The sequence below is a fragment of the Ruegeria pomeroyi DSS-3 genome (genome assembly GCF_000011965.2).
GTDB lineage: Bacteria > Pseudomonadota > Alphaproteobacteria > Rhodobacterales > Rhodobacteraceae > Ruegeria_B > Ruegeria_B pomeroyi.
Genome location: NC_003911.12, coordinates 2,267,536 through 2,279,564, shown reverse-complemented (window position 1 = coordinate 2,279,564; position 12,029 = coordinate 2,267,536). Strand labels below are relative to the sequence as shown.

General features: G+C 63.7%; 10 protein-coding genes and 1 tRNA gene. 6 read left to right on the top strand and 5 right to left on the bottom strand.

From position 1 onward, the window contains the following. Nucleotides 1-4 precede the first annotated feature (4 nt). The 3 genes from SPO_RS10870 to fabI all read right to left on the bottom strand — a co-directional run bounded on the left by SPO_RS10870 (nt 5) and on the right by fabI (nt 2,586). Entirely contained in the window at nt 5-1,180 is a 1,176-nt protein-coding gene (locus SPO_RS10870; protein WP_011047867.1) for an aminotransferase, read from the bottom strand. A gap of 70 nt (nt 1,181-1,250) precedes the next feature. Beyond that, on the bottom strand, nt 1,251-1,766 hold the full coding sequence (gene gpt, locus SPO_RS10865; RefSeq protein WP_011047866.1) for a xanthine phosphoribosyltransferase: 516 nt from the start codon (nt 1,764-1,766) through the stop codon (nt 1,251-1,253). Between the two features lie 13 nt (nt 1,767-1,779). Continuing rightward, nucleotides 1,780-2,586, bottom strand: a complete 807-nt coding sequence (gene fabI, locus SPO_RS10860) for an enoyl-ACP reductase FabI (protein ID WP_011047865.1) — start codon at nt 2,584-2,586, stop codon at nt 1,780-1,782. A 134-nt stretch (nt 2,587-2,720) separates the two neighbouring features. On the opposite strand from fabI, the gene pdxH reads away from it, so the two are divergent. The 4 genes from pdxH to SPO_RS10840 all read left to right on the top strand — a co-directional run bounded on the left by pdxH (nt 2,721) and on the right by SPO_RS10840 (nt 4,572). Beyond that, nucleotides 2,721-3,326 (top strand): pyridoxamine 5'-phosphate oxidase, encoded by a 606-nt coding sequence (pdxH, locus tag SPO_RS10855; RefSeq protein WP_030003218.1) that lies wholly within the window; start codon nt 2,721-2,723, stop codon nt 3,324-3,326. Nucleotides 3,327-3,446: 120 nt separating this feature from the next. Then, nucleotides 3,447-3,974, top strand: coding sequence for a cold-shock protein (locus SPO_RS10850; protein WP_011047863.1), 528 nt, complete (start codon nt 3,447-3,449; stop codon nt 3,972-3,974). A 10-nt stretch (nt 3,975-3,984) separates the two neighbouring features. Further along, nucleotides 3,985-4,452 (top strand): DUF192 domain-containing protein, encoded by a 468-nt coding sequence (locus SPO_RS10845; protein WP_011047862.1) that lies wholly within the window; start codon nt 3,985-3,987, stop codon nt 4,450-4,452. Between the two features lie 43 nt (nt 4,453-4,495). Next, nucleotides 4,496-4,572, top strand: a tRNA-Pro gene (locus SPO_RS10840). Nucleotides 4,573-4,582: 10 nt separating this feature from the next. Here the strand turns inward: SPO_RS10840 and SPO_RS10835 are convergent. Then, nucleotides 4,583-4,918: a hypothetical protein gene (locus tag SPO_RS10835; RefSeq protein WP_044028299.1), complete on the bottom strand. Its 336-nt coding sequence runs from the start codon at nt 4,916-4,918 to the stop codon at nt 4,583-4,585. Nucleotides 4,919-5,572: 654 nt separating this feature from the next. On the opposite strand from SPO_RS10835, the gene SPO_RS10830 reads away from it, so the two are divergent. Both SPO_RS10830 and SPO_RS10825 read left to right on the top strand, forming a co-directional pair. Further along, a complete protein-coding gene (locus SPO_RS10830) occupies nt 5,573-9,217 on the top strand; it encodes a vitamin B12-dependent ribonucleotide reductase (RefSeq protein ID WP_011047860.1) in 3,645 nt (1,214 codons plus the stop codon). Between the two features lie 554 nt (nt 9,218-9,771). Next, on the top strand, nt 9,772-10,017 hold the full coding sequence (locus SPO_RS10825) for a hypothetical protein (protein WP_011047859.1): 246 nt from the start codon (nt 9,772-9,774) through the stop codon (nt 10,015-10,017). A gap of 57 nt (nt 10,018-10,074) precedes the next feature. Here the strand turns inward: SPO_RS10825 and SPO_RS10820 are convergent, their stop codons facing one another. Further along, nucleotides 10,075-11,619: a trimethylamine methyltransferase family protein gene (locus SPO_RS10820; RefSeq protein WP_011047858.1), complete on the bottom strand. Its 1,545-nt coding sequence runs from the start codon at nt 11,617-11,619 to the stop codon at nt 10,075-10,077. Nucleotides 11,620-12,029 lie beyond the last annotated feature (410 nt).

Sequence of the window (12,029 nt, the reverse complement as noted above, 5' to 3'; positions counted from 1 at the left end):
AAGGTCAGAAGCGGAGCCCTTTGAGCCTGTCGAACAGCTGGCCGATCCCGGCGCGGTCGAGATTGGCAAAGGCCACGCGCAGCTGGCGGGCGCCGGCGAGGTCGCCTTCGGGCATGAACATGGTGCCGGGCAGCACCAGCACCCCGGCATCCCGTACCAGCCGCCGCGCCAACTCGTCCGAGGGGAGGTCGAAGGGATGTTCGAGATAGGCGAAATAGGCACCCAGCCCCAGTAGCGTCCAGCCCTCGGCCACGAGCGCGGGCATGCCCTCGGCAATGGCGGCGCGGCGGTCGAGGATCTCGTCGCGTTCACCTGCCACCCACTGGCCCAGATTGCGCATGCCCCACAGCGCGGCATGCTGGCCGATCTGGCCGGGGCAGATGGCAACGGTGTCGAGGAATTTCTCGATCTCGGCCAGCAGTCCGGTGTCGCTGGCCAGCGCGCCGACCCGATGCCCGGTCAGCCGATAGGCCTTGGAAAACGAGTAGAGATGCACCAGCGTCTTGTCCCAATCGGGCCGGGTGAACAGGTCATGCGGGGCACCGCTGCGGCTGTCGAAATCGCGATAGGTCTCATCCAGCAGCAGGCGCAGCCCGTGTTCGGCGGCCAGATCGTAGAAGGCGCCGACCAGCTCGGCGGGGTATTCCACGCCGCCCGGATTGTTCGGCGTCACCAGCGCGATGGCGCGGGTGCGCGGCGTGATCAGGGCGCGCGCCGCCTCGACATCGGGCAGCAGATCGGGGCCGGTGGCCAACGGCACCGCCGTGACACCCTCCATGTCCAGCCACATTTTATGATTGAAATACCAGGGTGTTGGCAGGATGACCTCATCCCCTTCGCCGGTAATGGCCGAGATGGTGGCGGCAAAGGCCTGGTTGCAGCCGGAGGTGATCGCCACCTGTTCCGGCCTGACCGCGCCGCCATAGTGGTGGCTGATCTGTGCGGCCAGCTCGGCGCGCAGATCGGCGTTGCCCAGCACCGGGCCATAGAGATGCGCGCTGTCCTCGGTCAGGGCGAAATCGGCCATCGCCTGACGCAACGCCTGCGGCGGCGGCTCGACCGGGGCGGCCTGGCTGACATTGATCAGCGGCCGGTCGGGAGAAAACGTGACGCCCTCCAGCCAGCGCCGCGCCTCCATCACCGGTGGGGCGAATGTGGTTGCGGTGCGGGTCGGGGCCATCTTGGATACTCTGTTCTGGGAGGGGTCTTGGTGCGAAAAACGCGCCCCGGAGGGCGCGCTTGCGGTTGGATCAGTCGGTGCCCCGATAGGGCTCGACATATTGCAGCGCCATGTCCCAGGGGAAGAAGATCCAGGTGTCCTGGCTGACCTCGGTGATGAAGGTATCGACCATGGGCCGGCCCTTGGGCTTGGCATAGACGGTGGCGAAATGGGCGTTGGGATACATCTCGCGCACCAGTTCCAGCGTCTTGCCGCTGTCGACCAGATCGTCGATCACCAGAATACCGGTTCCGTCGCCCATCAGACCGGCGTCGGGCGCTTTCAGCACCTGCGCCTGTCCCTGGGCCTGATGGTGATAGGATTTCACGCTGATCGTGTCGACGGTGCGGATGTCCAGCTCGCGGCTGACGATCATCGCGGGGGCCATGCCGCCACGGGTGATCGCCACCACCGCGCGCCAGGCGCCCTCGTCGGGGCCCTGGCCATCCAGCCGCCAGGCCAGCGCCCGGCTGTCGCGATGGATCTGGTCCCAGCTGATGTGAAACCCCTTTTCGTGGGGCAGACGATGCGGATCCTTGGTGCTCATGTGATTACCCCCGTTATCCCTTGTCGATGTCGGGGGCGTCGACCGCCTTCATGCCGACAATGTGATAGCCGCTGTCCACATGCAGGTTCTCGCCGGTCACACCCGAGCTGAGATCGGACAGCAGATAAAGCGCCGACTTGCCCACATCGTCGATGGTGACATTGCGGCGCAGCGGCGAGTTATACTCGTTCCACTTCATGATGTAGCGGAAATCGCCGATGCCGCTGGCGGCCAGCGTCTTGATCGGCCCGGCGCTGACCGAGTTGACGCGGATGCCGTCCTTGCCCAGATCCTCGGCCAGGTATTTGACCGATGCCTCCAGTGCTGCCTTGGCCACGCCCATCACATTATAGTGTGGCATCACCTGTTCGGCGCCGTAATAGGTGAGGGTGATCGCGCTGCCGCCCTCGCTCATCAGCTTTTCCGCCCGCTTCATCACCGCGGTGAAGGAAAACACCGAGATATCCATGGTCAGCTTGAAGTTGGCCCGGCTGGTGTCGACATAGCGGCCGCGCAGCTCGTTCTTGTCGGAAAAGCCGATCGCATGCACGACAAAGTCGAGCTTGCCCCATTTCTGTTCGAGCGCGTCGAACAGCGTGTCGATCGAGGCCTCGTCGCCCACGTCACACGGCAGCACGATCTCGCTGCCCAGTTGCGCCGCCAGCGGGTCGACCCGCTTCTTCAGCGCATCGCCCTGATAGGAAAAGGCCAGCTCTGCGCCCGCATCCGCAAGCGCTCTGGCAATGCCCCAGGCGATGGATTTGTCATTGGCCAGTCCCATGATGAGGCCGCGTTTTCCGGCCATCAACTGATTTGACATGTTCGGTTCTCCGCCTGTCGTCGCGTCATGAGCTTGTGGTTTATGCTATAGAACATGTCGCTTCAAGGGCGCGCGCTCTTGCCCGGGTCGGGAAGAGGGCCTAGGCTCTGATGCAGTTGTTCAAGGGGATGGACATGAGTGACAGGACTGGCATCTTTGCCGGTGATGACCCGTTTGCTATTGCGCGGGATTGGTTGGCCGAGGCCGAGCGGTCGGAACCTAACGACGCCAATGCGATTGCGCTGGCGACGGTGGATGCCTCAGGGCTGCCGAATGTACGGATGGTGCTGCTGAAAGAGATCGAGCCGGCGGCCTTCGTTTTCTACACCAATTACGAAAGCGCCAAGGCGATCGAGCTGGAGCAGGCGGGCAAGGCCGCGTTTGTGATGCATTGGAAGTCGCTGCGCCGCCAGCTTCGGGTGCGCGGGACGATCACCCGCGAAGAGGGGCCGCAGGCGGATGACTATTATGCCTCGCGCTCGCTCAAGAGCAGGCTGGGGGCCTGGGCCTCGCGCCAGTCGCGGCCGCTGTCGAGCCGCGCGGCGCTGATGGCCGAGGTGGCCAAGATCACCGCGGCCAAGGGACCCAACCCGCCGCGGCCGCCATTCTGGGGCGGGTTTCGCCTGACCCCTGTCGAGATCGAATTCTGGGCGGATGGGGCGTTTCGGCTGCACGACCGTTTTGTCTGGCGCCGCAATTCCGCAGGGGAAAGCTGGGTCATTCAGCGCCTGAACCCCTGACATTCGCGTAACGTGAAATGCAAGTGCTGGAAATTTAAGCTCTTTTTTCGCTTGAAATTCGGAGTCAAAATCCTGCACATCAAGGGCCTAAAGAACACGTCAAACCACAATGGATAGCAAGTGGCCGAAGAACTGAGCAGTGCGTACAAGGTCCGGGGGCGGGTCAAATGGTTCGACCCGACCAAAGGATATGGGTTTGTGGTCGCCGAAGAGGGTGGGCCCGACATCCTGTTGCACGTCAATGTGCTCAGGAACTTCGGCCAAAGCTCGGTTGCCGATGGCGCCGCGATCGAGATCATGACCCACCGCACCGATCGTGGGGTGCAGGCGGTCGAAGTGGTCAGCATCGTGCCGCCCGAGCGACCCGAGACGGTGCTGTTGTCGGATTTCGCAGAGATGGACCCGGAGGCGATCCGCGCGGCCCCGCTGGAGCCGGCGCGGGTCAAGTGGTTCGACAAGGGCAAGGGCTTTGGCTTTGCCAATGTGTTCGGCAGCAGCGAGGATGTCTTTCTACATATCGAAGTGCTGCGTCAGTCGGGCCTGTCGGATCTGCAACCGGGCGAGGCGCTGGCGATGCGCGTGATCGACGGCAAGCGCGGCCGCATGGCTGCCGAGGTGCTCGCCTGGGAAGCGGCGCTGAATCTGTGAGAACCCGTCGATGATCCGCGCAGCGCTCTGTCTGCTGGTCTGGCTGACCGGCGCCACGGCGCTTTGGGCGGAAACCTGCCGGGAGGACGAGCTGCGCCTGCGTGGCTCGGGCAGCGAGTTACGCTTTACCATCGAACTGGCCCAATCCCCCGAAGAACGCGCTCAGGGACTGATGTTCCGTGAAAGCCTGCCGCGCGGGGCGGGCATGCTGTTTGTCTTTGAACACCCCCAGCGGGTGGCGTTCTGGATGAAGAACACACTGATCCCGCTTGACCTGATCTTTGTCGATCAGAGCGGCACCGTGACCCGCGTGCATCCCAATGCAATACCGCATGACGAAACCCCGATCCCGGGCGGCGATGCGGTGTTTGCGGTGCTGGAAATCAACGGCGGCCTGGCCGCGCGCTATGGGATCGCGCCCGGTACCCAGATGCAGCACAAGGTTTTTTCGGACGGACCCGCCGCTTGGCCCTGTTAGGCCTTTTCAAATCGGATTGCGGCGGATAGGAAGGCGCACGGTCCGGGGCGTGGCGCAGTCTGGTAGCGCACCTGTTTTGGGTACAGGGGGTCGTGAGTTCGAATCTCGCCGCCCCGACCACATTCCTCTCTTATTCGCCGATGATATGGCCACCCATGTCGCGCAGCAGGCCATTCCTGGCCTCCTGTGCGCCGGGCGCGTTCCCCTGAATGCGCAGGGCAGCGCCCGAGGTTTGCGGCACATTCAGATAGTCCTGCAACGTAGCCCTGAACTGCCCGTCTGCCTGCTGGGCAATCTGCAGTTGAACCACCAGTTGCGGCAGCGCCTTGAGGGTGCCGTCATGTTGCAGGATCGCTGCGGCGGTCATGTCGGCGGGCAGGTCGACCCAGCATTGCCAGGTTCCCGGATCGGGACGTCGCAGGGTTTCGCCCGGCTCGGAACAGGCCGCGGCGAATCCCTCGATCAAGGCTTTGGGGCGGGTCTGGTACAGGGCTGACGCAGAGTTAACCGCAATATCTTGTGTGCACGAAGCCACAGTCAGCAGGGCGGCCAGCAGGCCAAAGAGGGGTTTCACCTTACGGAGCTTTCCGAGTCGCGGCGCATTTATGCCTCACCATATCGGAACGCCAAACCGGGCGCGAGGGGGGCTCGCGCGCTGCCGCAATGCAGAAATCTCAGCCGTTGCGACTTTCAGTTCCGGGCGAAAGCCGCCGTGAAAAAACGGAAATTTTCATGGACTGCCCAACTGCATCGCAGCGAGGGCTGGGGATCAATTTGTGGAGGAATCGCAGCCTCGAAACGAGGGGGGCAACCCGGCCTTCGGGTCAACAGAAAAGAATCCCGGCCGACGGTAAAAATGCCGTTGACCTTCTATGCTCGCATACGTCAGATTGTATGGGCCGGTTACACAGCCACAAAATCTGGTAGCAAAGCCAGAGCGGCGAGACGGCGGGACGAGGAAACCACAGATCACCAAGTTCTAAGGGCGCCGCGCCACTCATCGCGGCGGCGGGTGTGTTCGTTCCGACCAGAGTGACCGGCCGAATGACGGCATTGCGGACAACGCCAGCGGGATGGGCCTGCGGGCGTGTTACCCAAAAAACGACCAGGGGCTGGGGACATGAAAATCGAAAGAAAGTTCACGACGGCGGGACAGGATGCTTATGCGGATCTGGAGTTCCGATCCGCGACCTCCGAGATTCGCAATCCGGATGGCACCATCGTGTTCCGACTCGACGATATCGAGGTTCCCACCAGCTGGAGCCAGGTCGCCAGCGATGTGATCGCGCAGAAATATTTCCGCAAGGCGGGCGTGCCCAGCCGTCTCAAGAAAGTGCGCGAAAAGGGTGTGCCGGAATTCCTGTGGCGCTCGGTTCCCGACAGCGATGCGGAGATGGGCGGTGAAATCTCCTCCAAGCAGGTCTTTGACCGTCTGGCCGGCGCCTGGTGCTACTGGGGCTGGAAGGGTGGCTATTTCACCACCGAAGAGGACGCGCGCGCCTATTTCGACGAGATGCGCTTTATGCTGGCCACCCAGCGTGCCGCGCCCAACAGCCCGCAATGGTTCAATACCGGCCTGCACTGGGCCTATGGGATCGACGGCCCGGCGCAGGGGCACCACTATGTCGACTACAAGACCGGCAAGCTGACCAAGTCGGACAGCGCCTATGAACATCCCCAGCCGCATGCCTGTTTCATCCAATCGGTCAGCGACGATCTGGTGAACGAGGGCGGCATCATGGATCTGTGGGTGCGCGAGGCGCGCCTGTTCAAATACGGGTCCGGGACCGGCACCAATTTCAGCCATCTGCGCGCCGAGGGCGAGAGCCTGTCGGGCGGTGGCAAATCCTCGGGCCTCATGGGCTTTCTCAAGATCGGCGACCGCGCGGCGGGCGCCATCAAATCGGGCGGGACAACCCGTCGGGCAGCCAAGATGGTGATCGTCGACGCCGATCACCCCGATATCGAGCAGTTCATCCAGTGGAAGGTGCTGGAAGAGCAGAAGGTCGCCAGCATCGTCGCCGGCTCGAAGATGCATGAAAAGATGCTGAACGGCATCTTTGCCGCGATCCGCGCCTGGGACGGCGCCGAGGTGGATGCCTATGACCCTGCGGTGAACGAGGGGCTCAAGGCCGCGATCCGCGAGGCCAAGAAGGTCGCGATCCCCGAGACCTATGTCAAACGGGTGCTGGATTACGCCAAGCAGGGCCATACCAGCATCGAATTCCCCACCTATGACACCGATTGGGACAGCGAGGCCTATAACTCGGTCTCGGGCCAGAACTCGAACAACTCGATCCGGGTCACCAATGCCTTTCTGAAAGCGGTGGAAAAGGATGCCGATTGGGAGCTGATCAACCGCGTCAACGGCAAGGTCGCAAAGACCGTCAAGGCGCGCGATCTGTGGGAGAAGGTGGGTCATGCCGCCTGGGCCTGCGCCGATCCGGGCATCCAGTTCCATGACACCGTGAACGACTGGCATACCTGCCCGGCGGACGGGCCGATCCGCGGCTCGAACCCCTGTTCGGAATACATGTTCCTCGACGATACCGCCTGCAACCTGGCGTCGATGAACCTGCTGACCTTCCTCAAGGATGGAGAGTTCCAGGCCGAGGATTACATCCACGCCACCCGCCTGTGGACGCTGACGCTGGAAATCTCGGTGACCATGGCGCAGTTCCCGTCCAAGGAAATCGCACAGCTCAGCTATGATTTCCGCACGCTGGGACTGGGCTATGCCAATATCGGCGGCCTGCTGATGAACATGGGCTATGGCTATGACAGCGACGAGGGCCGCGCCCTGTGCGGTGCCCTGACCGCGATCATGACCGGTGTTGCCTATGCCACCTCGGCCGAGATCGCCGGAGAGCTGGGGCCGTTTGCCGGGTATGAGCGCAACGCGGCCAATATGCTGCGGGTGATCCGCAACCACCGCACCGCCGCTTATGGCAAGGCCAATGGCTATGAACAGCTGAGCGTCAAGCCGGTGCCTTTGGATCATTCCAACTGCCCCGATCCGCGTCTGGTCGAACTTGCCATGGCCTCGTGGGACGAGGCGCTGAGCCTGGGCGAGAAGAACGGCTATCGCAACGCGCAATCCACGGTGATCGCGCCCACCGGCACCATCGGCCTGGTGATGGATTGCGACACCACCGGGATCGAACCCGATTTCGCGCTGGTGAAATTCAAGAAGCTGGCAGGCGGCGGTTACTTCAAGATCATCAACCGCTCGGTGCCCGCCGCGCTGGAGAACCTGGGTTATTCCAGCGCCCAGATCGAAGAGATCGTGTCTTATGCGGTGGGTCATGGCACCATCGGCAACGCGCCGGGGATCAACCACACCTCGCTGACCGGTCACGGCTTTGGCCCCAACGAGCTGCGCAAGGTCGATGCCGCGCTGGAAAGCGCCTTTGACATCCGCTTCGTGTTCAACCAGTGGACCCTGGGCGAGGATTTCTGCACCGGCGTGCTGGGCATCCCGGCGGCCAAGCTGAACGACCCCACCTTTGACCTGCTGCGGCATCTGGGCTTTACCAAGAAGGATATCGACGCGGCCAACGACCATGTCTGCGGGACCATGACGCTGGAAGGGGCGCCGCATCTGTCCGAGGAGCATTACGCGATCTTCGACTGCGCCAACCCCTGCGGCAAGAAGGGCAAGCGCTTCCTGTCGGTGGACAGCCACATCACCATGATGGCAGCGGCGCAGAGCTTCATCTCGGGCGCGATCAGCAAGACGATCAACATGCCCAACAACGCCACCATCGAGGATTGCCAGAAAGCCTATGAACTCAGCTGGTCGCTGGGGGTAAAGGCCAACGCGCTCTATCGTGACGGCTCCAAGCTGAGCCAGCCGCTGGCCGCCGCCCTGATCGAGGATGACGACGAGGCCGCCGAGGTGCTGGAAACCGGCACCCCCGCCGCAAAGGCCGCCGTGCTGGCCGAGAAGGTGATCGAAAAGGTTGTAGTCAAGGAGGTGATCCGCAGCCATCGCGAGAAACTGCCCCATCGCCGCAAGGGCTATACCCAGAAGGCGATCGTGGGCGGTCACAAGGTCTATCTGCGCACCGGCGAATACCAGGACGGTTCGCTGGGCGAGATCTTCATCGACATGCACAAGGAAGGCGCCGGGTTCCGGGCGATGATGAACAATTTCGCCATCGCGGTCTCGGTCGGCCTGCAATACGGGGTGCCGCTGGAGGAGTTCGTCGATGCCTTCACCTTCACCAAGTTCGAACCCGCCGGCATGGTGCAGGGCAACGACTCGATCAAGAACGCGACATCGATCCTGGACTATGTGTTCCGGGAACTGGCGGTCAGCTACCTCGATCGCACCGACCTGGCCCATGTGAAACCCGAAGGCGCCACCTTTGACGATATCGGCAAGGGCGAGGAAGAGGGCCTGTCGAACGTCACCTCTGTCAGTGACAGCGCGGCGTCGAAATCGCTGGAGGTGCTGAAACAGATCAGCTCGACCGGCTATCTGCGCAAGCGCCTGCCGCAGGACCTGGTGGTGCTGAACGGTGGCGCCAGTATTGGCGCGGTGGCGCTGGACACTGCCGGCGACCCGGTCGCGGCGCTGCAGACGCTGGTGCCCGAAACCGGATCGGCAACCGTTGCCGCGACGGGCATGGATGCCCGCACCAAGGCCCGTATGCAGGGCTACGAGGGCGAGGCCTGCGGCGAATGCGGCAACTACACGCTGGTGCGCAACGGCACCTGCATGAAGTGCAACACCTGTGGCGCGACGAGCGGCTGCTCGTAACCACAGGAAGGCAAATCGCGCCCCCGCCGGGGCGCGTAGGGGCCGGGGGCTTCCCTCGGAAATCCGGCCCCGACGAGATCCGGAACCGGCGGCGCGGCCCATCCGCGCCCGGCGTTCCAGCCGACGGCCCCAGCTGCTGGGGCTGCCGGGTCCCGGGTGGGGCGGGGTGACCAGCCCCCTCACTCGAACACGGGGCGGGTGCGCTCGCCCCTGACGCGTCCAGGCCGCAGGCAGAAAATACCGGGCGGTCAACGATTGAGCCTGGTGCGCGAAACTCAAAAGGGGGCTTCGGCCCCCTTTTTTCTTGACCGCGATTCGGGCCCGCGCTGGCAGGCTCTTGCCGGATTGGCGCGCCGGGGCGCGGGGACATCCGCCGATCGGGCCGACGCGGGTCTGCGCGGGCGGCGGCTTGCCGATCGGATCCGGGCCAACCGGCGCCCCTCAGCGCGAATCCGGGCCATTTCAGGCAGGGCGATGACAGCGCCCCACACAGGGTGGAGAGTGTGCCTGTCCGGACAAGACAGAGACAAAACCCCACTTGAGGAGAGACTCATATGACACCGAAACTTCTGGCCCTGCTGGGCGCCCTGGGAATGGCCCTGCCTGCAACCGCCTGGGCGCAGAGCAGCGCGGATACGGATGGTGACGGCGTGCTGACCCTGACCGAAGTGCAGGCCGCAAATCCCGAGGTGGATCCGGAAACCTTCGTGCGGATGGATGCCAATGGCGACGCGGTTCTGGATTCCGAAGAAGTCGCCGCCGCACAGCAGGCGGGTCTGCTGCCCGCCAGCGACGGCTGATCCCGGTTTGGAAAGACGGAAACGGCGACCCTTGGGTCGCCGTTTTCTTTCAGTATCTTACGCGGGCAAGTGAATGTTGAACTTGGCCCGGATCGCCGCATCGGTAGCGGCATCGAACCGCGCCGCCGAGCGCTCGGCCAGAATCGCTTCCTTGCGGGCGATGGCCTTGGCGATCAGGTCGGGCTTTTCCTTTTCCACCCATTCCTTGGGCGAGGTACGATCCCCCAGAGCGGGGTAGACGTAATCGGCCTGCATCCGGCCCAGAGTCTGGTCGGTGCCCAGATAATGGCCGCTGCCGCCCAGACAGACCTGGGCGATCTGATCCACCGCCAGCGTCTCGTCATTGACCTCGATCCCGCGCACGCAGCGCAGCGCCTGTCCGATCAAATCGTCCGACAGGATCAGGCTTTCATGACAGAAGCCCAGCAGCGAGGCATGCATGCCCGCCGCCTCGTAGACCATGTTCAGACCCGACAGCCCCGCCATCACGTTCGAGCACATCTGCTCCCACCCGGCCTGCATGTCGGGCAGTTTGCTGTCGGCGATCCCCGCCGCGGCGCCGCCGGGCAGATCGTAGAACCGGTGCATCTGGGCGCAGCCCGCGGTCAGCAGCGCCTGTTCGCCCGACCCGCCGGTCATCGCGCCGGTGCGCAGGTCCAGGCCGAAGGGCCAGGTGCCGAAGATCGCCGGAGCGCCCGGTTTGACCGCGTTGACATAGACCAGACCGGCCAGGCATTCGGCCACCGCCTGTACGATGGCGCCCGCCACGGTCGAGGGCGCGGTGGCCCCGGCCATGCCCGCCGACAGCAACAGCACCGGCATGCCGTGCTTGATGCACTCTTCCATCACCAGACAGGATTCGGTGGCGAACTTCATCGGCGGCACAACAAAGCAGTTCGAGTTCGACACAAAGGGCCGTTCGCGCCAGTTGGCCTCACTTCCTGCAATCATGTGCAACATTTCGATCGCCGGCGCCACATAGGAGGGATCGGTGAAGGACACGCCGACATGCTTGTAAGTGCCTGCGCAACAAGCATAAATCGTGTTCATATCCATTTCGAAGTTGTCGATGATATCGCGGCAGACCATGGGGCGCTGCACGAAATGGATGTTGTCAAGACGCTCGCAGATACGGGCGGCGTCATGCAGATCCTGCACCGTCGAATCGCGGTACTCGCGGCCCATCACATCGACCATATGCACCGCCGCGCCGGCGGTGCCGTAATGCACCCGCGCGCCCGCAAGTTCGAGGTCGGTCTTGCCGTCACGGCTGTAGAGCGTCACCGACCGGTTGGCGCGCGCCAGTGTGTCCTCGACCAGGGCGCGGGGAAAGCGGATGCGCTTGTCCTCGCCCAGGATACAGCCGGCGCCGACCAGATAGTCGACCCCGCTTTGCGGGGCGTCGGCCAGGCCGATCCGCTCCAGCGCGTCCAGCGCGGCAGAGTGGATACGCTCCATATCCTGTTGGCTCAGCAGGTTCAGCGCCCCCCCGCTCATGCCCGGGCGGATCGGGCGCAGATGGTCGGGAAGGGCGGCAGAGCGGGCGGCGTGACGGGCCGAACGCCCGCCCGCGCGGGCAGTACTACGGGGTTGATCGTTCATGCAGGTAGGATCCTGGTGAAAGGAGGAAAGGAAAGTGGGGGAAGACGCGTCAGCGCCGGTCCGGCCGGCCGCGCGCGGCACGACCCCGGTCGGCACCGATGGTGCGACTGACCAGGCAGATCTTGCTGCGTTCCTCTTGCATGTTCCGTCTCCTCATCCAGGCGCAGGATGCCATTCTGTTCCGACCCAATCTGTCCTGTTTGCGACCAGCATGTCGCAGCGGTCATGGGCGGGTTTCCGCATCGCGTGTGAACGGCTCTGGCAGGTTCTGGCCCAAGCGCGCGCCCGGCTTCCGGGGCGCCTTGAAGCGATGCCCGACAAGGCGCAACTGTTTGGTGGCGACAGGAGCTTCGTCCTGGAAAAGGCATTGGTGACAGTGCCTTAACGGGGTTCCTGCGTCACATGGCAAG

What these genes read in the sequence shown, in the direction of transcription:
- pdxH (WP_030003218.1), top strand. Translation starts at nt 2,721, where the DNA reads ATGAGTGACAGGACTGGCATCTTTGCCGGTGATGACCCGTTTGCTATT.
- gpt (WP_011047866.1), bottom strand. Translation starts at nt 1,766, where the DNA reads ATGAGCACCAAGGATCCGCATCGTCTGCCCCACGAAAAGGGGTTTCAC.
- SPO_RS10870 (WP_011047867.1), bottom strand. Translation starts at nt 1,180, where the DNA reads ATGGCCCCGACCCGCACCGCAACCACATTCGCCCCACCGGTGATGGAG.
- SPO_RS10845 (WP_011047862.1), top strand. Translation starts at nt 3,985, where the DNA reads ATGATCCGCGCAGCGCTCTGTCTGCTGGTCTGGCTGACCGGCGCCACG.
- SPO_RS10830 (WP_011047860.1), top strand. Translation starts at nt 5,573, where the DNA reads ATGAAAATCGAAAGAAAGTTCACGACGGCGGGACAGGATGCTTATGCG.
- fabI (WP_011047865.1), bottom strand. Translation starts at nt 2,586, where the DNA reads ATGTCAAATCAGTTGATGGCCGGAAAACGCGGCCTCATCATGGGACTG.
- SPO_RS10820 (WP_011047858.1), bottom strand. Translation starts at nt 11,619, where the DNA reads ATGAACGATCAACCCCGTAGTACTGCCCGCGCGGGCGGGCGTTCGGCC.
- SPO_RS10825 (WP_011047859.1), top strand. Translation starts at nt 9,772, where the DNA reads ATGACACCGAAACTTCTGGCCCTGCTGGGCGCCCTGGGAATGGCCCTG.